Origin of the sequence: Vibrio sp. STUT-A16 (assembly GCF_026000495.1) — a bacterium.
GTDB lineage: Bacteria > Pseudomonadota > Gammaproteobacteria > Enterobacterales > Vibrionaceae > Vibrio > Vibrio diabolicus.
This window is the reverse complement of record NZ_AP026765.1, coordinates 2596926-2621684: the sequence shown is the minus strand read 5'-3', so window position 1 is coordinate 2621684 and position 24759 is coordinate 2596926. Positions and strand designations below refer to the sequence as shown.

Here is a 24759-nt window from a genome sequence, read left to right as displayed (position 1 = left end):
GTACAAAAAAAGGGTCGCAAAAGCGCCCCTTTTTTGTAGAGCGATTAAGCGACTTGTACTTGCTGCTCTTCGACTTGTTCTGCTGTGCTGTGAGTATTCTCTGCACCATGCATCCAGCGAACGAGCGTATTCGAGAACAGAAGTAGGATGACACCACTCACGGTAGCGCTGACTGCAATGCCACTAAAGATAGCCATTGCGCCCAATTCTCCTACGTGAGATCCCACATAGCCCGCAACGTAGTTTGCAATCGCATTACAGCCAAACCATGCACCCATCATGAGTGAAGCTAAGCGAAGCGGTGCTAACTTGGTCACCAGTGAAAGACCAATTGGAGATAAGCACAGTTCGCCCAATGTATGGAAGAAGAAAGCACCCACCAGCCACAACATTGATGTTTTTACCGTTGTGTCTCCACCTTGTTCTAGCACAGCGCCAACCATACATAGGAAGCCAATTGCCAAGAAAAATAGTGCCATCGCAAATTTCACTGGTGACGTAGGTTCGCGTTTACCCAGTTTTACCCAAAGGACCGCCAGAACCGGTGCTAGGGTAATAATGAAAAATGGGTTTAGCGATTGGAACCACGCAGCAGGTACTTCAAAGCCACCAATCATACGATCAGTATATTGTTGAGTGTAGATGTTCATTAGGCCACCGGCCTGCTCAAAGCCAGCCCAGAAGACGATAGTGAATAAGCTCATGACCAAAATTACTTTTAGTCGGTTTACTTCTTCTTTCGTTAAGGGTTGCTTCGTGGTTGAGTTTTTGTTGCTTAGATCTCGTTTTGCTGCGGGCTCGCGACCGATGTCACCAAGCCAAGACTGAGCTAGCACCATTTGCATCACTAGGCTAATAATCATACCTACACCTGCGGCCACAAAGCCTGCTTTCCAACCGTAAGAGGTTGTCACAGAGCCAGAAACGACGCCGGCGAGTAATGCACCTAAGTTGATACCCATATAAAAGATAGTGAATGCGCCGTCACGACGGTTGTCACCCTCTTTATATAAATCGCCAACCATGGTTGAGATATTCGGCTTAAAGAGGCCGTTACCAGTGATAAGCAGACCAAGACCTAAATAGAAACTGTGTAGCGAACCAATACCCAGAGCGTCAGCAGGAAGTGCGAGTGTAAACTGGCCGATAGCCATTAACGCGCCACCAAGCAAAATTGAACGGCGTTGACCTAGATAGTTATCCGCTAAGTAACCTCCGATGAGAGGTGTGATATACACAAGACCAGTATAAATACCGTATAGGTCTAGTGCGTCTTTAGTTGACCAGCCAAGGCCGCCATTCATCGTTGTATCTGTAAGGTAAAGTACTAGAATGGCGCGCATTGCGTAGTAAGAAAAGCGTTCCCACAGTTCAGTACCGAACAATAAGAACAAGCCACGAGGGTGGCCGAAATATTGATGTTGGTTTGACATAAGCTCTTCTAATAATAGTTATTACATTTTTTAACGACTTCTACGTATACATTGCAATTTAATGAGTGACAAACAATAAAATTTTGCATTACGACTAAAGTTGCTTGTTAAGTGACTGTTTTTGGGTGAATTTGCAGATGATATGATGGTGTGTTGGCTGTGTTACAAACTTAATTTCCATTTTTGTCTATGGACTTCTTCTCGTAAGCTATTGAAAAGATATCGTTAATGCGAGCGATGTATAATCATACTTTTATAGATAAACTGAATGTCAATGACTCAACTTTGGCTTAATGCTAGGATAAAAACAAAATAGAATTGGCTAGTAAAAAAGATGAAACGTTGGTATCTACTTTATTGTAAACGTGGGGAGCAGGTTAGGGCGAAACAGCACCTTGAAAACCAAGGTGTAGAGTGCTTTTATCCAACTGTAGAAGTTGAGAAGATTTTGCGCGGGAAAAGACAAAAAGTCGAAGAGCCGCTGTTTCCTTGTTATGTGTTTGCGTACTTTGATTATGAACAGGGACCTAACTTCACCTCAGTCCGCTCCACTCGAGGGGTTGTTGATTTTGTGCGTTTTGGTGCTCAACCGAAAGAAGTCCAAGGTGACTTAGTCTTTGAATTGATGCAGCTAGAAAAATGCTGTAATGAAAATACCGCTTCTGAGTGTATGCCAAAACCAGGTGATCAAATCCGAGTTAAGAGCGGTCAGTTTGCAGGTATAGATGCTATCTTCCAAGAGCAAGATGGTGAGAAACGCTCAATCATGTTAGTGCAGATGATCACTAAACGAGTGCCTGTCAGCATTGACAACAGCGATTTAGACTTGAAATAGCTAATGCGTACAAACAAAAAAAGAGGTGCTTTGGCACCTCTTTTTTAATCTTACTGGTGATCACCAGCAGTGGGACGCTGTTTAGCGAGCTTAGCAAAACAACGATGATTACCGATTAGGTAGGGCATGACACCCTACTTAGTCGCTTAGTAAGCGTCGTTATGGACGGTTTGCACCGCACGACCTGACGGGTCTACACAGTTTTGGAATGACTCATCCCATTCAATCGCTTTCGCTGATGAACAAGCTACTGAAGGACCACCTGGCACACACTCAGCCGCTGAAGGTAGTGGGAACAGCTCTTCAAAGATTTCTCGGTACACGTAACCTTCTTTGGTGGTTGGCGTGTTGTATGGGAAGCGGTATTGAGCCGTTTCCATCTGCTGATCCGTCACTTTTTGCTCTGCGACTTCTTTCAACGTATCAATCCAGCTGTAACCTACGCCATCAGAGAACTGCTCTTTTTGACGCCATGCGATCGACTCTGGCAAGTAATGCTCAAAACACTCGCGTAGAATGTGTTTTTCCATTTTGCCGTTGCCACACATCTTATCTGCTGGGTTTAGGCGCATTGCAACATCAATAAACTCTTTATCAAGGAACGGTACTCGGCCTTCAACCCCCCATGCCGCTAGCGATTTGTTTGCGCGCGCGCAGTCAAACATGTTCAGAGCAAGCAGCTTACGTACTGTTTCTTCGTGGAACTCTTTCGCGTTTGGTGCTTTGTGGAAATATAGGTAACCACCAAAGATCTCATCTGCACCTTCACCAGAAAGTACCATCTTAATGCCCATCGCTTTGATCTTGCGACCCATTAAGAACATAGGCGTGGATGCGCGGATGGTGGTCACATCGTACGTTTCGATGTGGTAAATCACGTCGCGAATCGCGTCGAGACCTTCTTGAATTGTATAAGTCATTTCATGGTGAACGGTACCGATTTGGTCGGCAACTTCGCGAGCGGCTTTCAGGTCAGGCGCGCCTTCTAGGCCAACAGCAAAAGAGTGCAGTTGTGGCCACCAAGCTTCTGACTTTTCATCGTCTTCAATTCGCATTGCAGCAAAACGTTTAGCCACAGCAGAGGTGATGGATGAATCTAAACCACCTGATAGTAAAACACCATATGGAACATCCGTCATTAGTTGGCGTTTAACCGCTGCTTCTAGTGCTTCAGTCAGTTCTTCTTTGCTGGTGGTGTTACCTTGAACGGCAGCGTATTCGTTCCAGTCACGAACATAGTAACGCGTTGGCTCGGCATCTTTTGAGCTGTAGTAGCTACCAGGAGGGAACTCGCTCACTGTTTTACATACTGGAACAAGTGCCTTCATCTCTGATGCAACATAGTAGTTGCCATGCTCATCATGACCTTGATAAAGAGGGATAATGCCAATGTGGTCGCGACCGACTAAGTATTCGTCTTTTTCTTCATCGTACAGAACAAAAGCGAAAATACCGTTTAGTTCTTCAAGGAGATCTGCACCCATATCTTGGTACAGTGCAAGAATGACTTCACAGTCTGAATCGGTTTGAAACTCGTATTTTCCTTCGTAACGAGCACGAATTTCTTTATGGTTGTAGATTTCACCATTGACTGCAAGGATGAGCTTTTTATCAGGGCTGTATAGCGGTTGTGCACCACTATTTAGACCAACAATCGCCAAGCGCTCATGCGCTAAAATAGCGCGCTCTGAAGAGTAAATCCCAGACCAGTCAGGGCCACGATGACGAAGTTTTTTCGACATTTCTAATGCGATAGGGCGCAATGCGGCTGCATCGCTTTTAATGTCTAAAATGCCAAATACTGAACACATACTACATCCTTACTAAACTAAATAATTTCTAATCGGTATGGCTTCAATTTGCCATTACTAGTAAAAAAAGCAACGTTTTGTGATTATAAAAATGATAAAAAGCCTTGTTGTGTAAATATTATTTAATTTAATGGCTCGTTTGGTGAATGGAATCAAGGTTTGGTATAAAAACCATACAAAAAAGCCTTTCTATTGATAGAAAGGCTTTTAAAAAATATTAGTATGGTTGCTTATTTTATTGGTGTGAACTGAGGTTCGAGTTGTTTACACACATGTCGAGCAAAACCGCTACCTGCTTCACTGTATATATTGAATGCGGCGTCAACTCCGCTTTCCAGCAAACCTTCCAACTGATCTGGGTACTCGGCGATAGCAGCTATTTGCCCTTTATATTTTCTGCGTTTAAGCTGCTCAAGTGCGGTTTGGTTACCTTGATGATGAGGCATGGCAAGCAGCACCAGTTTGACATGACCTGTATCTAAAATTCGTTCCCAAAAATCTGGGTCTGTGGCATCGCCAGCGATCACGTTTCTTCCCTCTGAACGGTGCTGATGTGCTGCATCTTCACGAATTTCTATGCCTAGTGAAATTTTGCCATAGCGCGCACGTAATTCATCATAGGCCCCAGTCCCGATGCGCCCCATGCCTAAGATCAATACCTGGGCATGCCCAGGGTTAATGAGTTGGTCACGCTGGTTAAGCTTTTCTGCGGCTGTCTCTTGCAGCCACTTGCCGGAGTGTTGATAAATTTTGTGGCTAAGGCGGTTAAGTGGCGCAGAAATAATAAAGGACACGGACACCGCAACCGCAATCGCAGCGAGCATATCGCTTGGCATCCAGCCCATTTTATAGGCCAACCCTGCTACTATAAGGCCAAACTCACTGTAGTTGAACAGCGATAAAGAGGCGAGCAAAGAGGTACGTACTCGAAACTTAAAGTGATTAATCGTGACGAAGTACAAGAGCCCTTTTATTGGCAACAGTAAGATAAATAGTAGGGCGAGTACGACGCCATTGACGCTCAATGAAGCGGACAAGCCAATGTTTAAAAAGAAGCAGACTAAGAACAGCTCCTTCATATTGAATAGCGATTTGGATAGCTCTGAAGCTTTAGAGTGGCCAGCGAGTAGCATGCCTAAAATCAGCGCGCCCAAGTCTGGTTTCATTCCGACCAGTTCGAATAGCCCTGCCCCAACAACAAGCGCGAAGAAAATACCGAACAGCACCAGCATTTCGCCGTGGCCAACTTTATCTAACAGCTTATAGAATAGTGGACGAAGGAAAGGCAATGCGAACAAACCAATGGCATACCATTCTGGGACTTTGCCGGTTGAAGCAGTCAGGAATACCACGGCAAAAATATCTTGCATAACCAAGATACCGATCGCGAGTGTGCCGTAGGTCGCGTTCATTTCCCCTTTTTCTTGCAATGCTTTTACGGCAAAAACGGTACTGGAGAACGATAGTGCAAAAGCTAAAAGTAGGATTTGACCGCTATCCATACTGGCGAGCGAAGTTAAGCCCAGTAGTTTTAAACCTGATAGCGCTAGTGCAAAAAAAGCGGTAGACAGTATGTTGTGGGCGGTCGCTCCTCCCCATATTTCTTTGGACAGTAGCGTTTTGACATCAAGCTTGAGTCCGATCGTGAATAGAAGAAGAGTGACACCAAGATCTGCAAGAGTGACGATAACGTCATTGCTTTGATAGCCAAATGCATGCAAACCAAATCCTGCCAGTAGAAAACCAACGAGGGGAGGGAGGCTACATTTAAGCGCAATAAAGCCAGCTAAAAAAGCTGTTGTAATTAGAATAATTTCCATACTGTTGAGCTGTATTCCTGATATACAAAAACGGGCTGTGAAAACACAGCCCGAGATTGTAACTCAATTAGTTGTATAAACTTAGTCTTCAAGTAACTTTTGTAACAAAACTCCGTTTAGCATTGCGCGTTTAATCATCGCAAATGCGCCCATCGTTGGCTGCTTATCAATGTGTGAAGCCACGATAGGAAGGTCGTTATGGAAAGTTTTGAGAGATTGATTTTCGACATTGCGTTGAATTGCAGGGAAGACTATGTCTTGTGCAGCAGTAATGTCGCCCGCAATGACAATTTTCTGAGGGTTAAACAAGTTAACGGTAATTGCAATCGCTTTACCTAACTGGTTACCCACTCGCACTAAACTCTGCTTTGCAAGTTCGTCACCATCCATTGCATGCTGACACACTGCTTCAATCGTGATGTTTTCAAGGTCAGTCAAGCTTGACTCATAGCCTTGAGCAATCAGTTGTTTTACTCGTTGGATAATAGCTGGGTTCGCTGCTACGGTTTCTAAGCAACCAAAGTTCCCACATTGGCACTGTTCACCAAGCGGATCGATTTGGATATGACCAATTTCACCGACGTTGCGGTTAAAACCAAGAAAAACCTGGCCGTTAACGATAATACCTGCGCCAGTACCGCGGTGAACGCTAACTAAAATGGAGTCCTGACAGTCTTGGCTTGCCCCAAAGTAGTGCTCCGCTAACGCCATGCCACGTACGTCATTCCCAACAAAGCATGCGGTATTAAACTTCTCTCCAACAATTTCACCCAGCGCCAGATTATCGATATCGGTATTCGGCATGTATTCAACTACGCCTGTTGTTGGGTTTACAAGGCCCGGTAGCGTAATACCAATTGCAATGAGCTGATCAATTTTGTCTTCGCAACGGTTTACGAATTCTTTAAGTAAATCGATAAGCCCAGCGATCAAGTCAGCTTGGTTGGTGTAATGCAGTTCGTGTTGATCTTCCGCAAGTGCAGTGCCACCTAAATCGTACAAACAAAATTGTACGTAATCTCGACCTAAACGAACCGCAATAGAGTGGAAGGGTTTGACTTCGGTGGTCAGAGAGATTGCACGACGACCACCAGTTGAAGCTTGCTGGGCGACCTCTTTAATAAGGCCGCGCTCTAAAAGTTGGCGGGTTATTTTGGTAACACTAGCAGGTGCGAGCTGGCTCACATCTGCGACTTGAATACGGGAGATAGGACCTTGCTGATCAATCAGCCTATATACCGCAGCGCTGTTAAGCTGTTTTACTAAATCTACATTACCAATCTGTCCGCCATTCATGCTTAATTTTGCTCGTATTGTCCGTTAACAACCGTCGCTTTTACTTTGAAGTCACGATCGAAAATGGTTAGGTTTGCAACCATCCCTTTTCGAACTCGGCCAAGGCGATCCTCAACACCAATTGCAGTTGCTGGGTATAACGTGGCCATTCGTAGAGCTTCGTCTAAAGCGATCCCCGCGTGCTCAACTGAATTCTGAACTGCTTCTATCATTGTCAAAGCTGAGCCGCCTAGTGTGCCGTTTTCATCAACACACTTACCATCTCGGTAATATACTTTCTTACCGACAAAAATAAAGTGATCAATGTTAGCACCTGCTGGAGCTGTGGCATCCGTCACCAAAACAAGCTTTTCACCTTTGATTTTATGAGCAATTCGGATGTTTGCGTAGTCTACGTGGAAACCATCAGCAATAATGCCAGCATAAACGTCAGGAGTATCGTAAATTGCACCAACAACTCCAGGTTCACGACCAACCATTGGTGTCATCGCATTAAATAGGTGTGTGGCAAAAGTAATACCTGCTTCAAAGCCTTTACGCGCTTCGGCGTAAGTCGCATTTGTATGACCAATAGAAACCACGATGCCGGCTGCTTTTAATCGTGCAATATGCTCTGGATCGTTTTGCTCTGGTGCAAGCGTTACTTTAGCGATGATATCGGCGTTTGCGCAGATAAGATCAATCATGCTTTCATCTGACGGGCGAATAAAATCGACGTTGTGGATACCTTTTTTCGCGACGTTAAGATAAGGACCTTCTAGGTGTAGACCAAGTGATTGGTTTTGATATTGGTTATGATATTCACGAGCGGCAGAAATTGCAGTTCGCATATCTTCGTCTGATGAAGTAATGAGCGTTGGTAAGAAGCTAGTACAACCGGACTTGAGGTTTGCTTCGTGCATGATTTGCATGGTTTCCGGTGTGATTGCATCGTTTAGCATTACACCGCCACAGCCATTCAGTTGCAGGTCGATAAAGCCCGGACTTAGGTTTGCGCCTGCGAGGTCTTTCACTTCGATGCCCTGAGGTAGCTCTGCAGCCGGTACAATAGATTGAATAAGGTCGTTTTCGATGATGACCGCATGATCGGTAAGAACATCACTACCGGTATAAATTTTACAGTTACTTAGCGCGTACATAGTCAGCTAGTCCTTATAGATGAGAATTCAATTTCTATATCGTTACCTAAGTGGAGACTGCTTTAGTCATATGGGTACTTAGTTTGTATCACTGAATTAGATAACGAGTCACATACAGCAAGTCGCGTTTTATCGATGTTATTGTCATAGTAACTAACTGAAAAGTAATGATTGTATGGTTTTTTATGATTCTTTTTCAGAGCAAAGTTACAGTGATTTACCCGCCTAGATACCAAAATAACACTGATTCTGCCTTGCATAAAGTGCGAGAATATTATCTTTAAAACGCCATTTTTTCGTATAATAAAATAAGTTTTATGATCTCGCTAGCAAAAACCTTCCGAAAGGGCAAATTGTGGTGATTATGATCACAAACGGTGAGCTTTTAATTTGCGGAGCAAAATTAATGTCATAAACTGAGGATGACTAAATTGGACGACTGAAATAAGTCATTCAACATAACATCTAATCCTATAGGGGGAACTTAAGGTGAATATTCTCGGATACGCGCAGAAGTTAGGTAAAGCTCTTATGCTTCCTATTGCGACTTTGCCAATCGCAGGCTTGTTACTGCGCTTGGGCCAGCCGGATGTTTTTGACATCGCATTTATGGCACAAGCAGGTAACTCAATCTTTTCTAACCTTCCATTGTTATTTGGCCTTGGTATTGCGATCGGTCTATCTAAAGACGGTCAAGGTGCAGCTGGCCTTGCTGGTGCAGTTGCGTACTTTGTACTGACAGCGACAGCGTCAACAATTGATGCATCAGTAAACATGTCGTTCTTTGGTGGTATCATCGCAGGTATTATTGCTGGCCACTCTTACAACGCTTTCCATGCTACACGTCTTCCTGAGTGGCTTGCTTTCTTCTCTGGTAAACGTTTAGTGCCGATTATGGCAGGTTTATTCGCTTTAGTTGCTGGTGCAGTTGGTGGCATTGTATGGCCAACAATTCAAGGTGGTCTAGATGCGCTTGCGCATGGTATCTCAACTTCTGGCGCTATTGGTCAGTTTATCTACGGTACACTGAACCGAGCCCTTATTCCTGTAGGTCTACACCACGTACTTAACTCATTCTTCTGGTTTGGTATGGGGTCTTGTCAAGAAGTGCTAGTAACTGGTGCAAATGCTGCGGGTCAAGCGCTTCCTGCTCTACAACAACTGTGTGTGGATCCTGCGCTAGCGAAAACGCTTGTGGCTGGTCAAACTCATACATTTGAATTCGCTAACTCTGTCACTCCTGAAATCACTGCAACAGTGAAGGAAGTAACTGAAACAGTTAAATCTGGTGACCTACACCGTTTCTTCGGCGGCGATAAGAGCGCTGGTGTGTTCATGAACGGTTTCTTCCCAGTAATGATGTTCGGCCTACCTGGTGCGGCGCTTGCAATGTACCTAGCGGCTCCTGCTGAGAAACGTAGCCAAGTTGGTGGTGCATTGTTCTCTGTTGCATTCTGTTCATTCCTAACTGGTATCACAGAGCCTCTAGAGTTCATGTTCGTATTCCTAGCGCCTGCACTATACGCGATTCACGCAGTGTTCACTGGTCTGTCGCTAGTTGTTGCTAACATGCTTGGTACGCTACACGGCTTCACATTCTCAGCTGGTCTAATTGACTACTTGTTGAACTACGGTCTAGCAACTAAACCGCTACTACTTGGTGCAGTTGGTCTTGGCTTTGGTGCTCTATACTTCTTCACATTCAGCTTCGCAATCCGCGCATTCAACTTGAAATCGCCTGGTCGTGAAGATGACGACGGCGAAGCAGCAGCGCCTGCTGGTGAGAAGAAAAGTGGTGACCTAGCTCGCCAATACTTAAAAGCACTTGGCGGTCATGATAACCTAACTTCAATCGACGCATGTATCACTCGACTACGCTTGACGCTAAAAGATCGTTCAGTCGCTGATGAGGAAGTACTGAAGAAATTGGGTGCGAAAGGTGTGGTTAAACTTGGTGAAAACAACCTTCAAGTTATCCTTGGTCCTCTAGCTGAAATCGTTGCTGGCGAAATGAAAGCAATCGGTGCTAATGAAGACCTATCGAATGTAAAACTGCCTTAATTACATCGAACTGATATCTGGCTAAAGACCTCCCTCGGGAGGTCTTTTTTTGTTTTGGCACTTTGAATCTGCTGTGCTTTCGCACTAACTCGATAAATATTGTCGTTTTAGCGCGAGTTCTTGTTGTCTAATTGCTTAGAATTGTGGATCATTAGAAACAATGTACTCTGCAAAACCATACTTGGATGCAGAGTTCCGTTTTCTCTGACAATACTAATATTTTTGAGGTGCTATAGATGAGTGAAGCTGATGCTCGTCCATCAAACTTTATTCGCCAGATCATTGATAAAGATCTAGCGGATGGTAAACACACTAGCGTGCATACTCGATTCCCGCCGGAGCCAAATGGCTACCTGCATATCGGTCATGCTAAGTCTATCTGTTTGAACTTCGGTATTGCTCAGGACTACCAGGGTCAATGTAATCTACGTTTCGACGATACGAACCCTGAAAAAGAAGACATCGAATACGTTGAGTCTATCAAGAAAGATGTAAACTGGTTGGGCTTTGAGTGGAGTGGTGAAGTATGTTACTCATCAAACTACTTCGATAAGCTTTACGAATATGCAATTGAATTGATTAACAAAGGCTTAGCGTACGTAGATGAGCTAAGTCCAGAGCAGATTCGTGAATACCGTGGCACGCTAAAGGCGCCAGGTAAACCAAGCCCATACCGTGACCGTTCTGTTGAAGAGAACTTAGCGTTATTTGAAAAAATGCGCGCTGGTGAATTTGAAGAAGGTAAAGCGTGTCTTCGTGCCAAGATTGACATGGGTTCTTCATTCATGGTTATGCGCGATCCAGTTTTATACCGTGTGCGTTTTGCTACGCACCACCAAACTGGTGATAAGTGGTGCATTTACCCAATGTACGACTTCACGCACTGTATCTCTGATGCATTAGAAGGCATTACACACTCTATCTGTACGCTTGAGTTTATGGATAACCGTCGTCTGTACGACTGGGTTCTGGACAACATCACGATCGAAAGCCGTCCGCATCAATACGAGTTCAGTCGCTTAAACCTTGAGTACACAGTGATGTCTAAGCGTAAGCTTAATCAACTCGTCACTGAAAAACTGGTTAACGGTTGGGATGACCCACGTATGCCAACAGTCTCTGGTCTGCGTCGTCGTGGCTTCACGCCAGCATCTATCCGTGAATTCTGTAAGCGTATTGGTGTAACGAAGCAAGAAAATATGATCGAGTTTAGCTCATTAGAATCTTGTATTCGTGATGACCTAAACGAGAACGCTCCGCGTGCAATGGCTGTGCTGGATCCTGTTAAAGTTGTTATCGAAAACTTTGAAGAAGGTGCAGTAGAAAACTTGACGGTTGCTAATCACCCAAACAAACCAGAGATGGGTGTGCGTGAAGTACCATTCACTCGTGAGTTGTGGATTGAGCGTGAAGACTTCCGTGAAGAGGCGAACAAAAAGTACAAGCGTTTAGTGCTAGGTAAAGAAGTTCGCTTACGTGGTGCTTACGTGATCAAAGCAGAGCGCGTTGAAAAAGATGCCGAAGGCAACATCACGACTATCTTCTGTTCTTACGATGCAGACACACTAGGTAAGAACCCGGCTGATGGCCGTAAAGTAAAAGGTGTGATTCATTGGGTATCAGCTGATAAAGCATTACCAGCGGAAATCCGTCTGTACGATCGTCTATTTACGGTTCCAAACCCGGGTGCAGCAGAAGACTTTGCTTCTACAATCAACCCTGAATCATTAGTTGTGATCAATGGTTTTGTAGAGCCTAGCTTAGCGTCAGCAGAAGCAGAAAAAGGCTACCAGTTTGAGCGTATGGGTTACTTCTGCGCAGACTCGAAAGATTCTTCAGCAGATAAACTAGTATTCAACCGCACGGTTGGCCTACGTGATACTTGGGCAAAAATTGAGAACCAATAATCTCGATCAATGCAAAAATCGATAAAAATGCCAGCAAATGCTGGCATTTTTTTATTCTCATTATCGTAATGCGGCGGTTATAGGTAGTGTAGGGAGTTGCTTAAGAACGAGGGACGTTTGATAAATGTTCGGTTTGGAAGCAAAACAATGATGTTTATTAAGGTTTGAATTGGTAAGTCTAATCGACGCTTTACAAAAGTTGGTACGGCAATTCAGCTATTGAAAGATATCGCCCTCAGAAACAAAAAACGCCAGCATGAGCTGACGTTTATTTTAAATCAACAAACCGTTATTTTTTTGGTTTGTGTGCATCTGGATTGTCTTTACAACCACCATCACTGCACTTGCCGTACAAGTATAAGCTGTGGTTTGTTAGCGTGACATTGTACTTAGCTGCAATCTCTTTTTGACGTTCTTCAATAAGATCGTCAGAAAATTCAATTACCTCACCACAGTCTAGGCACACTAGATGGTCGTGGTGATGTTGAGTCGATAATTCGAAGACTGACTTACCACCTTCAAAGTGGTGACGAGTTACAATACCAGCATCATCGAATTGGTTTAGAACTCGGTAAACAGTTGCTAGGCCAATCTCTTCACCTAGATCAATCAACTTTTTGTACAAATCTTCAGCACTGATGTGCTGGCAGTCTGGCTGCTGAAGTACTTCTAGAATTTTTAGCCTTGGAAGGGTTACTTTTAAACCCGCATCCTTCAGCGCCTGATTATTATCTGACATATACTTTCCCGTTGGATCATCTGCAGCGATTTAACAGAATTCAATCTTCCTACCATTATAGGATAAGCGCTCAGAACATTAAACCACGAACTTCAAAGGGTTAATAGAATCTTTTTGTAAATTAGAAACAGGTCGATTATATTACAGATCTGACCAGTTACAATTATGTAACATTGAGCTTGGAGAGGGCACGGACTGCGATGAATAAGCGACTTGCGAAGATATACAAACCAGGAATTGTAAAATTCGCACTCAATATTTGGCCACCTTTTTGGGGCGCTGGTATTAAAATCTTACATATTTCTGAAGACTTTCGTACCGTCAAGGTGCGTTTGAAACTTCGCTGGTGGAATAAAAACGCCAATCGTACTCAGTATGGTGGCAGTATTTTCTCTTTAACTGATCCCATTTACTCGTTGATGCTGATGGGGATTCTACGCGAGGAGTATTACGTGTGGGATAAAGAGGCGAGTATTAACTTTATTAAGCCAGGGCAAAGTGATTTATTTGCAGAATTTGAGGTCACTGAAGGAATGCTAGAAAACATTTATCAAATGACACGGAATGGAGAAAAGTGTTTTCCTGAATTTATTACCCATGTAAAAGATAAGCAGGGGAATGTGGTTTCAGAGGTTCAACGCAAGCTTTATGTAAGAAAGAAACCTCAGTATCGCGAAGAGGAAGTGCTCACCGATGCTTTGTGAAAATATACAAAAAGACCTCCAACCGGAGGTCTTTGTATAATTCGATTTATTTAGCCTTCAAGCTCAGCTAAACACATTTCTTCGTAAATCTGTTTAACCCAGTTCTCAACACGTTCGTCAGTCAGTTCCGGTTGACGGTCTTCATCGATACATAGACCTACGAATTGGCTGTCGTCACCTTCAACAAGTGCTTTAGACGCTTCAAATTCGTAGCCTTCTGTTGAAGTATGGCCAAGAATTGTGCCGCCTTTAGACTCAACGATATCACGTACCGTGCCCATCGCGTCACAGAAATATTCTGCGTAGTCCTCTTGGTCGCCACAGCCAAAGATAGCCACTAGCTTAGTAGAGAAGTCGATTTGCTCAAGTTCAGGGAAGAAGTCATCCCAATCACATTGTGCTTCACCGTAGTACCAAGTTGGGATACCTAGAAGAAGAAGATCGAAGTTATCAATGTCTTCTTTGCTGCTTTTCGCGATGTCTTGAACGTGAACTAGATGCTTACCTAGTTGCTTTTGAATCATCTTTGCAACGGCTTCAGTATTACCTGTGTCGCTACCGAAGAAGATACCTACACTTGCCATAGAGTCTATACCTTTACATTGTTTGTTATTGGCGATGGTACTAAGGGTTTAACCTAACCCAGAGCCTTCCCAAGTTAGCTGAATTACACCTTTTGCAATAAAGCCAGCACAGCCTAGGAAAAGGACTAACCATACAATACGACGACCAAAAACAGGTACATTGCCTTGCTTTAGCACATCTTTTATCGCCATCCCGATGAAAAAGAAGATAGCAGCAAAAAGAAGATCGAGCCCAATAGACTCGAGCATATCCATATAGTCGTAAAGCATTTTAGTCCTTCATGCCGAAAAATCTTGGGCGCACTATACCACTGTTAAACGGTAAAGTTAATGCACTACAAGAAGGGTTATTTCAATAATCTATTGTTGCTTTTCGAATTTGTTAACTCGAAATGTATTTCCGAATGACTCTCATTACTTCAGCGGGTTTTTCGGCGTGAAGCCAGTGGCCAGTATTAGCGATAATATGTGCTTTTGCTTGTTTGAACTGTTTTTGCACCGCAGGTTGGTGCTCTGGCATTAAGTAATCGGAATCACCACCTTTAATAAACAGAGTGGGTATGTCTGTTGGGGCTATTTCCTGCCAACCGATAATTTGTGCGTAATTCTCAAAAAGGCTCGGTACGTTAAACCGCCAGTCCATTTTATCGCCATTTTTGTATAGTGACTTAGAGAGAAATTGTCTTACACCGTCGATCTCAACATGTTGAGCTAGGATATCCATCGCTTGTTGACGGCTTGCTGGCTTTTCGTTAATTACGGCGTGTAAACCATTAAACACATTGTCGTGACGGTTTGCTGTGTAGGCGACAGGTGCCATGTCGAGCACAACCAACTGTTTGACGAGCTCTGGAGCAATGTCCACCAGTGTCATCGCGACCTTTCCACCCATTGAATGCCCAATAATAATAGATGGATCAACATTTAAGTGTTGTAGGAGTTGTGCCACATCTTTTGCCATGTCGGCGTAATTATGAATGTTTGAGTGAAAAGAGAGGCCGTGATTTCTCAGATCAATACTGATCACCGTGTGATCTTTAATAAGATCGCGGGCTAGTAGGCCCAGATTACTTAAACTACCAAACAATCCGTGAATCAAAACAACTGTTTGGCCTTGGCCTTCCTGCTTATAGTTGAGTAATGCTGACATTTTATCTTATTCGTGATGGGTTTAACGTGGAGTATCCGAGAGGATCTCGTTATAATCCCCCAGAGTTTAAACATTGAGAATGTGAAAAGCGAATGAAAACAATTGAGGTTGATGAGGATCTATACCGTTACATTGCTAGCCAAACTAAGCATATCGGTGAAAGCGCCTCGGATATTTTGCGACGCCTTTTAAACCTTGATGGTCAGTTGCAGGAAGCTGAAGCCGCGCCTGTAGTAGAGAAGCCACAAGGGATTGTAGTAAGTAAAGATGCGGGTAAAACGGAATCTGTTGATGTAGTGAAAGAAATGCGTTCGCTGCTTATTTCTGATGAGTTTGCCGGTCTAAAAAAAGCGATTGATCGCTTTATGTTAGTACTATCGACCTTACATAAATTAAATCCAGAAGGTTTCGCGCAGGCTACGAATGTAAAGGGACGCAAACGCGTGTACTTTGCAGATAATGAAGAAACCTTGTTGGCAAATGGCAACACGACCAAGCCAAAAGCCATTCCTGGCACACCGTTTTGGGTTATCACGAACAACAATACCAGTCGTAAAAGACAGATGGTTGAACAAGTGATGACACACATGGGGTACCAACCTGACTTAATAGAAAAAGTAACAGGTTCAATCTAAGAAACCTGATAGAAGCCTCATAATGTGTCGCAGTGAGCGGATATTATGAGGCTTTTTTAATTTTATTTGTATTTAAAGAAAGGATGTCAAACATGGCTATGCACCCTCGTGCTGGGCAAAAAGCGCAGCAGGAAGATCTTCACAATATCCCAGCACTCGTTGCTAACTACTTCTTACTTCAACCAGACGCGGCAAACGCAGAACACAAAGTTCAATTTGGTACTTCTGGCCACCGCGGTACTGCAGACAAGCACACTTTTAACGAAAACCACATTTTAGCGATCGCTCAAGCGGTAGCGGAAGTTCGTTCTGAGCAAGGCACAACTGGCCCGTTGTTTGTGGGTAAAGACACGCATGCGCTATCTGAGCCTGCTTTCTCAAGTGTGATTGAAGTACTGATTGCAAACGGTGTGAAAGTCATTGTCCAACAAGACAACGGTTACACGCCAACACCGGGTATTTCACACGCGATTCTGACTTACAACATCAAACACGATGAAAAAGCAGACGGTATTGTGATTACCCCATCACATAACCCACCACAAGATGGCGGTATCAAATACAATCCGACACATGGTGGTCCGGCAGAAGCTGAGTTGACTCAAGCTATCGAAGATCGTGCGAACGAACTGATCGCTGAAGGTTTACAAGGTGTGAAACGCCTACCACTAGCAGAAGCAAAAGCATCGGATCTGTTTGTAGAGATGGACTTGGTGAAGCCATACATCGATGACCTAGTGAACGTTATCGATATGGAAGCAATCCAAAAAGCAAACCTGAAGATTGGTGTAGATCCATTGGGTGGCAGCGGCATCGATTACTGGCGTCAAATTGGTCAGGCATACAACCTAGACCTAACGCTAGTAAGTGAAGCGATTGATCCTTCTTTCCAATTCATGTCTCTCGATAAAGACGGTGTGGTTCGTATGGACTGTTCTTCTCCATACGCAATGGCGGGTCTATTGGCATTGAAAGATGAGTACGATCTAGCATTTGGTAACGATCCTGACTACGACCGTCACGGTATCGTTACGCCAAAAGGTTTGATGAACCCGAATCACTTCTTAGCCGTTTGTATCGACTACCTATACCGCCATCGTGACGCATGGGGTAAAGATGTAGCGGTTGGTAAAACACTAGTATCAAGTGCACTGATTGACCGTGTTGTGGCGGATCTAGGTCGTGAGCTATGTGAAGTACCAGTAGGCTTCAAATGGTTTGTAGACGGTCTGTACACTGGTAAGTTTGGTTTCGGCGGCGAAGAAAGTGCTGGTGCGTCATTCCTTCGTAAAGATGGCACGCCTTGGTCAACAGACAAAGACGGCATCTTGTTATGTCTTCTAGCGGCAGAGATCACTGCGGTAACGGGTAAGAACCCACAAGATTACTATGAAGATCTAGCGGCGAAACACGGTGAGTCGAAATACAACCGTATTCAAGCTGTAGCGAATGGCCCTCAAAAAGACGTACTGAAGAAGTTGTCACCAGAAATGGTCGCGGCTGAAACTCTAGCGGGTGATGCTATCACTGCTCGTCTAACGCATGCGCCTGGTAATGGTGCTGCAATCGGTGGTCTAAAAGTAACGACGGCAAACGGCTGGTTTGCTGCTCGTCCATCAGGCACAGAGGACATCTACAAGATTTACTGTGAAAGCTTCAAAGGTGAAGAGCACCTAAAACAAATCGAAGCAGAAGCACAAGAGATCGTTAATCAAGTGTTTGCAGCTGCCGGCCTGTAAACCATTCAATAGTCGATTTAGAAAACAAAGGGTTGATGTGCAAGCATCAACCCTTTTGCGTTTTAAGATTCCTGAACTGAGTTGTTTCCGGGCCAGGAATCCGGTACCACAAACCAGAATTGACCGTCCTCCGTTTGTGCATGTACAAATCGGTCTGAAGGCTTTTCAATGGGTTGAGATAAATCGTCCGTACCAATCGCCCAGCATGGTTTGTGTAAATGATAAAGTGGCTTACCGATTAACTCCCATTGGCTCTGGTAGCACCAGTAACCACTAATCTGACTTGGATTTAGTTCATAACCCAAGCACTCGCTAGGAGTTGGCTCTGGAGTAAACGGATTAATATAGAGTCGTCCTTGCATCAATAGATGCTCTTGTGGGGCGTCGTTTAACGGAATTATTTTTTGAAATTCCGGGCGATCGCTCATTTTCAACTGATGAGTAAGCATTCTATTCAGTTTTGTATGCAGCTGGTCGTGAGCATTCGGACCATACCAAACGCCGTTATAAAGAAGATAAAACTTAATCGCCACTTCCCAGTGTTCTATTTGATTTGATTCTGTATTCCGCAACACCAAATCTATAGCACCAATGGTCTTACCTTCGATGTCGTTTAACTGAACCTCTTCCGCGATAACCTGATATCGTTCTGAACTAGAGAGAACTGCAGTGCATAAGTGCTGATATAAAAAGCCCAATCTTGGATTACCATTGTATTGCTCAGTGTTCTTTAAAGGCGTTACCGTAAGATCCTCTAAGGTTGCAAACGGAGGGCGTAACTTGAAAAGAGGAGGTGAAGTGGCGATCCATTGGTAAAAGCGTTGCAGTTGGTTCATCCGTATCCCTATATGTATGGTGAGGCGACAAGCTTTGTTATTGTAACTAAATTTGCTTTTGAGGGTAGGGTGGCTAGCATCGATATTAGGGTTCGAGATACACTTTAAGTACCTAAATGATATCAAGGTGCCAGATGTCAAAACGTTGTTGTATCAACTAGGTTGCACACTCTCGGTCTGATTTCATCGAGAGGTTATTTAGGTTTACATGCGCTAGAAATTGGAAGTAATAATGAATAACTTAAAGCTAGAACAGATTCTTAATGACAAACTGTCACCGCAGTTAATTAAAGATTACGCACCAAACGGGTTACAGGTAGAAGGGACGCCAGCCGTAAAGCGTATTATCACTGGCGTAACTGCCTCCCAAGCCTTAATCGATAAAGCGATTGAGCTTAATGCAGACGCATTACTCGTTCATCACGGTTATTTTTGGAAAGGTGAACCTGAGCCAATTCGTGGTATGAAAGGTAAACGAATTCGTAGTCTGATCAAAAACGATATCAACTTATATGGTTATCACCTTCCTCTGGATATTCACCCAGAGCTAGGCAACAACGCCGAATTAGCTCGCTTACTTGAAATAGAAGTAGAAGGTGGGCTTGAAGGACATCCTCAATCAGTAGCCATGTTTGGACGCTTGAAAAAACCGATGTCTGGTGCTGAGTTTGCGAGCAAGATCAATCAAGTTCTTGATAGAGAACCACTGCATATTGCTCCAGAGAATACCGATAAGATGATTGAGACGGTCGGTTGGTGCACTGGTGGAGGGCAGGATTTTATTGAGCTTGCTGTACAACACGGATTAGATGCGTTTATCTCTGGCGAAATTTCTGAGCGTACAACCTATACTGCGCGAGAAATGGACATTCATTACTTTGCTGCAGGTCATCATGCTACTGAGCGTTATGGTGTTCAGGCTTTAGGAAAATGGCTAGCGGATGAATACGGCCTACATGTGGAGTTTATCGATATTGATAATCCGGTTTAGTGTTCGCTATTCATAACGTGAGACGCTGAAAAGAAAAAGGGTTGAGACAAAACCTCAACCCTTTTGTTTATCTTCTAACTAAAAAGATCATTCACGTTCGTGAAGTGGAGAAAACTCACGCTGTGTCTCACCAGTGTATAGCTGACGAGGACGACCGATGCGGTTCAGTGGATCGCTGTGCATTTCGTTCCAGTGAGCAATCCAGCCGATGGTACGAGAAATCGCGAAGATAACCGTAAACATAGAAACTGGAATACCAATCGCTTTAAGAATGATACCTGAGTAGAAGTCTACGTTCGGGTACAGCTTCTTAGAAACGAAGTACTCATCAGAAAGCGCAATGCGCTCAAGTTCCATTGCTACATCTAGTAGAGGGTCTTGAATGTTTAGCTCTTTGAGAACTTCATGACACGTTTCGCGCATTACTGTCGCACGTGGATCGTAGTTTTTATAAACGCGGTGACCAAAGCCCATTAAGCGGAATGGGTCATCTTTGTCTTTCGCGCGGTCTACATACTCAGGGATGTTATCGACGCTGCCAATCTCTTCTAGCATTCTCAAGCACGCTTCGTTTGCACCACCGTGAGCAGGTCCCCAAAGTGATGCAATACCAGCGGCAATACATGCAAATGGGTTAGCACCAGAAGAGCCAGCTAGACGTACAGTTGACGTCGACGCATTCTGTTCATGATCCGCGTGTAGCGTGAAGATTTTATCCATTGCACGAGCAACGACAGGGTTTACTTCATACTCTTCGCAAGGGTTTGCGAACATCATGTGTAGGAAGTTTTCTGCGTAGCTCAAATCGTTGCGTGGGTAGATAAATGGCTGACCGATAGAGTATTTGTAACACATTGCAGCCAGTGTCGGCATCTTCGATAGCAGACGGTACGCCGCGATCTCGCGGTGCTCGTCGTTGTTGATGTCAAGAGAGTCGTGGTAGAAGGCTGCAAGTGCACCGACTACACCACACATTACTGCCATTGGGTGAGCATCACGTCGGAAGCCATGGAAAAAGCTTGCGATTTGTTCGTGGACCATAGTATGACGCGTTACGGTCGTCTTGAATTGCTCGTATTGTTCTCGGGTAGGGGCTTCACCATAAAGAAGGATGTAACATACTTCTAAGTAATCTGCGTTATTGGCTAATTGATCAATCGGGAAACCGCGGTGCAAAAGAATACCTTTGCCGCCATCGATGTACGTGATTGATGATTCACAAGATGCAGTGGCAAGAAAACCTGGGTCAAAAGTAAAGTAACCATTGGCTCCCAGCTTACGAACGTCAATTACAGGTGTACCTAGCGTACCGTCCATAATTGGCAGTTCGATTGGCGCTTGACCTTCAACATGAAGGGTCGCTTTCTTATCCGCCATAACAATCTCCTTTGTTTATTATTTAATCCGTCCAGGATGTTTATGTGCCATTTTTGTACTGTTGTTAAAGCTTAAAGTCAATTTTTCTCCATCTTTGTGTGCACTTGTTATGATTTTTCTCATGAAAATCGTTAAAAATCTGTTCTATGTAGCATAATTTGTTACACCAATTGTATTAGAATGTTGCTCGCCGTATATTGGCTAAGAAAATTTTAGTTAAATCCTTATAAATTCGGGGCTAGAAACAAAGAGTGAGGTTTGTTGCTGGACTCCGATTGTTAACAAGTTGTTTACAATTATCTGGGTGGTTACTCGCGATATTTGTTAAATAGATGTTAACTTTTGTACGTTTGGAAGCTGAAATTGGTTATAACAATAAATGCTCAATGGAGCTGAGTGAGCAAGCCCGTGAAAGAAAGAAAGTCAAGACCTGTTAATTTAGATTTACAGACCATCCACTTTCCTATCACAGCAATCGCATCCATCCTACACCGTGTGTCTGGGGTAATTACGTTTGTTGCGGTGGGTATACTACTGTGGTTACTGTCCATTTCTCTGTCATCCCCAATGGGTTTTATGGAAGCCGCTGACATCGTCGATAGCTTCTTCGTAAAATTCATCCTGTGGGGAATTCTTACTGCACTTGCCTACCACATTGCAGGTGGTATCCGTCACTTGTTGATGGATCTAGGTCACTTTGAAGAGCTAGATTCCGGCACGATGAGCGCTAAAGTCGCGTTTGGTGCAACAGCAGTATTATCATTATTGGCGGGGATCTTGGTATGGTAAAACACGTATCTTCATTTGGTCGTAATGGTGTACACGATTTCCTACTGATTCGTGCAACTGCAATCATTATGACGCTATACACGATTTATCTGATTAGCTTCTGTGCATTTTCAGATATCTCTTACGCATCTTGGACCCAATTCTTTGGTGGTACCTTCACTAAAGTATTCACCATGTTGGCACTTGTCTCGATCCTGATCCACGCATGGGTCGGTTTATGGCAGGTATTAACGGATTACATTAAGTGCGCGAAACTTCGTGGCGCACTGCAACTTGGTGTTATTGCCGTGCTATTCGGCTATGTCTTCTCTGGTCTATTTATTCTGTGGGGTGCGTAAGTGTCTATTCCAGTTCGTGAGTTTGACGCCGTAGTAATCGGCGCTGGTGGTGCAGGTATGCGCGCTGCACTACAAATTTCAGAACAAGGCCTATCATGTGCTTTGTTGTCAAAAGTATTTCCAACACGTTCTCATACTGTGTCTGCACAGGGCGGTATTACCGTTGCTCTGGGTAACTCGCACAAAGACGATTGGCAATGGCACATGTATGATACCGTTAAAGGTTCCGATTACATCGGTGACCAGAACGCGATTGAATACATGTGTAAAAATGGCCCTGAGTCCGTTATCGAACTAGAAAAAATGGGTCTTCCATTCTCTCGTTTTGATAACGGTACTATCTACCAACGTCCATTCGGTGGTCAGTCAAAAGAATTTGGTGGTGAGCAAGCTGCACGTACAGCAGCAGCTGCGGACCGTACAGGTCACGCGCTTCTGCATACGCTTTACCAACAAAATGTGAAACACAAAACCACCATTTTCTCGGAATGGTATGCACTAGACTTGGTGAAAAACCAAGACGGCGCCGTAATGGGCTGTACTGCGATTTGTATGGAAACAGGCGAGATTTGTTACTTCAAATCGAAAGCAACGATTCTAGCAACAGGTGGTGCAGGTCGTATTTACGCGTCGACCACTAACGCACACATCAACACTGGTGACGGTGTAGGTATGGCATTGCGTGCGGGTGTACCTATGCAAGACATGGAAATGTGGCAGTTCCACCCAACGGGTATCGCTGGTGCAGGTGTTCTTGTAACAGAAGGTTGTCGTGGTGAAGGTGGTTACCTTCTAAATAAAGATGGCGAACGCTTCATGGAGCGCTATGCTCCTAACGCGAAAGACCTTGCAGGTCGTGACGTAGTTGCACGTTCAATGATGATCGAAATTCGTGAAGGCCGTGGTTGTGATGGTCCTTGGGGTCCACACATTAAGCTGAAGTTGGATCACCTTGGTAAAGAAGTGCTTGAGTCACGTCTGCCTGGTATCTGTGAGCTGTCTCGTACTTTCGCGCACGTTGATCCAGTGAAAGAGCCAATTCCAGTAATTCCAACCTGTCACTACATGATGGGTGGTGTACCAACTCAAGTGTCTGGCCAAGCAATCAAGCAAAAGGCTGACGGCAGCGAGATGGAAGTACAAGGTCTATATGCATGTGGTGAGATTGCTTCTGTATCAGTACACGGAGCAAACCGTCTAGGCGGCAATTCATTACTAGACTTAGTCGTATTTGGTCGCGCGACTGGCTTGCATCTTGGCGAAACGCTCGCAGCGCAAGCTGAGGCACGCCCTGCAACTGAATCTGATATAGAAGCATCTCTAGCGCGTACCATGCGTTGGGAAAATAGTACTGGCGGTGAAGATCCAGTTCAAATCCGTAAAGACCTACAAGCTTGCATGCAAAACAGCTTCTCGGTATTCCGTGAAGGCGATGCAATGGCAACGGGTCTAGAAGAGTTGAAAGTAATTCGCGAACGTCTGAAAGATGCGCATCTAGCGGACAAGTCTTCTGAATTCAACACGCAACGTATTGAGTGTCTAGAGTTAGACAACTTGATGGAAACAGCATTCTCTACAGCCGTAGCGGCGAACTACCGTACTGAAAGCCGTGGTGCACATGCTCGTTTCGATTTCCCTGAGCGTGATGATGAGAACTGGCTATGCCACTCTATCTACAACCCGGAAACAGAAGCGATGACTAAGCGTGATGTGAACATGACGCCAACGCATCGTGAAGCTTTCCCGCCGAAAGTACGTACATACTAAAGGGAGGATACGACTATGAAATTGAACTTCTCTTTATACCGTTACAATCCGGATGTGGATACCAAGCCTTACATGAAAGAGTATACCCTTGAGGTAGACGAAGGCTCAGACATGATGGTGCTTGATGCATTGATTCTGCTAAAAGAGCAAGATCCAAGCATCGCGTTCCGTCGCTCATGCCGTGAAGGGGTATGTGGTTCTGATGGTTTGAACATGAATGGTAAAAATGGTCTAGCGTGTATCACACCGTTATCTGCTCTACAAGGCGATAAGATAGTTATTCGTCCACTGCCAGGGTTACCTGTCGTGCGCGATCTTATCGTTGACATGACGCAGTTCTATGATAACTATGCGAAAGTTAAACCATTCTTGATTGATGATGGTGCATTACCACCATCACGCGAGAACCTACAATCGCCTGATGATCGTGCGCATTTAGATGGATTGTACGAATGTATCATGTGTGCATGTTGTACAACGTCTTGCCCATCATTCTGGTGGAACCCTGACAAATTCATCGGTCCAGCTGGTCTTCTTGCAGCGTACCGTTGGCTAATTGATAGTCGCGATACGGCAACAGATGAACGTTTGTCTGATCTTGATGATGCATTTAGCGTTTTTCGTTGCCATGGCATCATGAATTGTGTAAGTGTTTGTCCTAAGGGATTAAATCCGACGAAAGCCATCGGCCATATTAAGTCGATGCTGGTTAATCGCTCGGTTTAATTTACTCGCTCTTAGGAATGTCGCAGTGTTGCGGATCACCCGATATGACCGCTTCACTGCTTCAAGAATATTTCGAGTAAAG

General features: G+C 44.3%; 22 protein-coding genes. 11 read left to right on the top strand and 11 right to left on the bottom strand.

Going from position 1 to position 24759, the window contains the following annotated elements:
* Positions 1–44 precede the first annotated feature (44 nt).
* A complete protein-coding gene (locus tag OO778_RS12410) occupies positions 45–1433 on the bottom strand; it encodes a peptide MFS transporter (RefSeq protein ID WP_005393058.1) in 1389 nt (462 codons plus the stop codon).
* A 334-nt stretch (positions 1434–1767) separates the two neighbouring features.
* Here OO778_RS12410 and rfaH point away from each other — a divergent pair, with 334 nt between their 5' ends.
* The gene (gene rfaH / locus OO778_RS12405) at positions 1768–2268 is read left to right on the top strand and encodes a transcription/translation regulatory transformer protein RfaH (protein WP_005393056.1); all 501 of its coding nucleotides are present in this window, start codon (positions 1768–1770) and stop codon (positions 2266–2268) included.
* A 146-nt stretch (positions 2269–2414) separates the two neighbouring features.
* Here rfaH and asnB read toward each other — a convergent pair whose 3' ends face one another.
* From asnB to nagA, 4 genes are all read right to left on the bottom strand, one after another.
* Entirely contained in the window at positions 2415–4079 is a 1665-nt protein-coding gene (asnB, locus tag OO778_RS12400) for an asparagine synthase B (protein ID WP_005393054.1), read from the bottom strand.
* A gap of 230 nt (positions 4080–4309) precedes the next feature.
* Positions 4310–5899 carry a cation:proton antiporter family protein gene (locus OO778_RS12395; RefSeq protein ID WP_005393052.1) on the bottom strand — a complete coding sequence of 530 codons (1590 nt, stop codon included), beginning with the start codon at positions 5897–5899 and terminating at the stop codon, positions 4310–4312.
* Positions 5900–5980: 81 nt separating this feature from the next.
* Positions 5981–7195 (bottom strand): ROK family protein, encoded by a 1215-nt coding sequence (locus OO778_RS12390; protein WP_005393050.1) that lies wholly within the window; start codon positions 7193–7195, stop codon positions 5981–5983.
* 2 nt (positions 7196–7197) lie between these two features.
* Positions 7198–8334, bottom strand: coding sequence for an N-acetylglucosamine-6-phosphate deacetylase (gene nagA, locus OO778_RS12385; protein ID WP_005393048.1), 1137 nt, complete (start codon positions 8332–8334; stop codon positions 7198–7200).
* Between the two features lie 489 nt (positions 8335–8823).
* On the opposite strand from nagA, the gene nagE reads away from it, so the two are divergent.
* Positions 8824–10395 (top strand): N-acetylglucosamine-specific PTS transporter subunit IIBC, encoded by a 1572-nt coding sequence (nagE, locus tag OO778_RS12380; RefSeq protein WP_031780322.1) that lies wholly within the window; start codon positions 8824–8826, stop codon positions 10393–10395.
* Between the two features lie 236 nt (positions 10396–10631).
* Positions 10632–12302, top strand: coding sequence for a glutamine--tRNA ligase (gene glnS, locus OO778_RS12375; protein ID WP_005393044.1), 1671 nt, complete (start codon positions 10632–10634; stop codon positions 12300–12302).
* A 289-nt stretch (positions 12303–12591) separates the two neighbouring features.
* On the opposite strand, the gene fcrX is transcribed toward glnS, so the two are convergent.
* Entirely contained in the window at positions 12592–13041 is a 450-nt protein-coding gene (gene fcrX / locus OO778_RS12370; RefSeq protein WP_005382141.1) for a ferric iron uptake transcriptional regulator FcrX, read from the bottom strand.
* A 200-nt stretch (positions 13042–13241) separates the two neighbouring features.
* Between fcrX and OO778_RS12365 the strand changes: the two genes are divergently transcribed.
* Positions 13242–13745, top strand: coding sequence for a DUF4442 domain-containing protein (locus OO778_RS12365; protein ID WP_005393042.1), 504 nt, complete (start codon positions 13242–13244; stop codon positions 13743–13745).
* A gap of 50 nt (positions 13746–13795) precedes the next feature.
* Here the strand turns inward: OO778_RS12365 and fldA are convergent, their stop codons facing one another.
* The 3 genes from fldA to OO778_RS12350 form a co-directional block, all read right to left on the bottom strand.
* A complete protein-coding gene (gene fldA / locus OO778_RS12360; protein ID WP_005393040.1) occupies positions 13796–14329 on the bottom strand; it encodes a flavodoxin FldA in 534 nt (177 codons plus the stop codon).
* Between the two features lie 48 nt (positions 14330–14377).
* Positions 14378–14599: a DUF2788 domain-containing protein gene (locus OO778_RS12355; protein ID WP_005393038.1), complete on the bottom strand. Its 222-nt coding sequence runs from the start codon at positions 14597–14599 to the stop codon at positions 14378–14380.
* Between the two features lie 112 nt (positions 14600–14711).
* Positions 14712–15479, bottom strand: coding sequence for an alpha/beta fold hydrolase (locus tag OO778_RS12350; RefSeq protein WP_046874257.1), 768 nt, complete (start codon positions 15477–15479; stop codon positions 14712–14714).
* Positions 15480–15571: 92 nt separating this feature from the next.
* On the opposite strand from OO778_RS12350, the gene seqA reads away from it, so the two are divergent.
* Both seqA and pgm read left to right on the top strand, forming a co-directional pair.
* Positions 15572–16114 carry a replication initiation negative regulator SeqA gene (gene seqA / locus OO778_RS12345; RefSeq protein WP_005393026.1) on the top strand — a complete coding sequence of 181 codons (543 nt, stop codon included), beginning with the start codon at positions 15572–15574 and terminating at the stop codon, positions 16112–16114.
* A 92-nt stretch (positions 16115–16206) separates the two neighbouring features.
* Entirely contained in the window at positions 16207–17853 is a 1647-nt protein-coding gene (gene pgm / locus OO778_RS12340) for a phosphoglucomutase (alpha-D-glucose-1,6-bisphosphate-dependent) (RefSeq protein ID WP_264909927.1), read from the top strand.
* 62 nt (positions 17854–17915) lie between these two features.
* Here the strand turns inward: pgm and OO778_RS12335 are convergent, their stop codons facing one another.
* Entirely contained in the window at positions 17916–18689 is a 774-nt protein-coding gene (locus OO778_RS12335; protein WP_258620965.1) for a DUF1853 family protein, read from the bottom strand.
* Positions 18690–18921: 232 nt separating this feature from the next.
* On the opposite strand from OO778_RS12335, the gene OO778_RS12330 reads away from it, so the two are divergent.
* Positions 18922–19680, top strand: a complete 759-nt coding sequence (locus OO778_RS12330) for a Nif3-like dinuclear metal center hexameric protein (protein ID WP_005393019.1) — start codon at positions 18922–18924, stop codon at positions 19678–19680.
* Positions 19681–19767: 87 nt separating this feature from the next.
* On the opposite strand, the gene OO778_RS12325 is transcribed toward OO778_RS12330, so the two are convergent.
* Complete coding sequence (locus OO778_RS12325) at positions 19768–21057, bottom strand: citrate synthase (protein ID WP_005382163.1); 1290 nt, start codon at positions 21055–21057, stop codon at positions 19768–19770.
* 396 nt (positions 21058–21453) lie between these two features.
* Here OO778_RS12325 and sdhC point away from each other — a divergent pair, with 396 nt between their 5' ends.
* From sdhC to OO778_RS12305, 4 genes are read left to right on the top strand one after another with little or no spacing between them, the layout of a single operon-like run.
* Positions 21454–21846 (top strand): succinate dehydrogenase cytochrome b556 subunit, encoded by a 393-nt coding sequence (gene sdhC, locus OO778_RS12320; protein ID WP_017634811.1) that lies wholly within the window; start codon positions 21454–21456, stop codon positions 21844–21846.
* Positions 21840–22184 carry a succinate dehydrogenase, hydrophobic membrane anchor protein gene (gene sdhD / locus OO778_RS12315; RefSeq protein WP_005382169.1) on the top strand — a complete coding sequence of 115 codons (345 nt, stop codon included), beginning with the start codon at positions 21840–21842 and terminating at the stop codon, positions 22182–22184. The genes sdhC and sdhD overlap by 7 nt, the downstream gene beginning before the upstream one ends.
* Complete coding sequence (sdhA, locus tag OO778_RS12310; protein ID WP_005393016.1) at positions 22185–23951, top strand: succinate dehydrogenase flavoprotein subunit; 1767 nt, start codon at positions 22185–22187, stop codon at positions 23949–23951. It begins immediately after the preceding gene.
* A gap of 15 nt (positions 23952–23966) precedes the next feature.
* Positions 23967–24677 carry a succinate dehydrogenase iron-sulfur subunit gene (locus OO778_RS12305; protein ID WP_005382174.1) on the top strand — a complete coding sequence of 237 codons (711 nt, stop codon included), beginning with the start codon at positions 23967–23969 and terminating at the stop codon, positions 24675–24677.
* Positions 24678–24759: the final 82 nt, after the last annotated feature.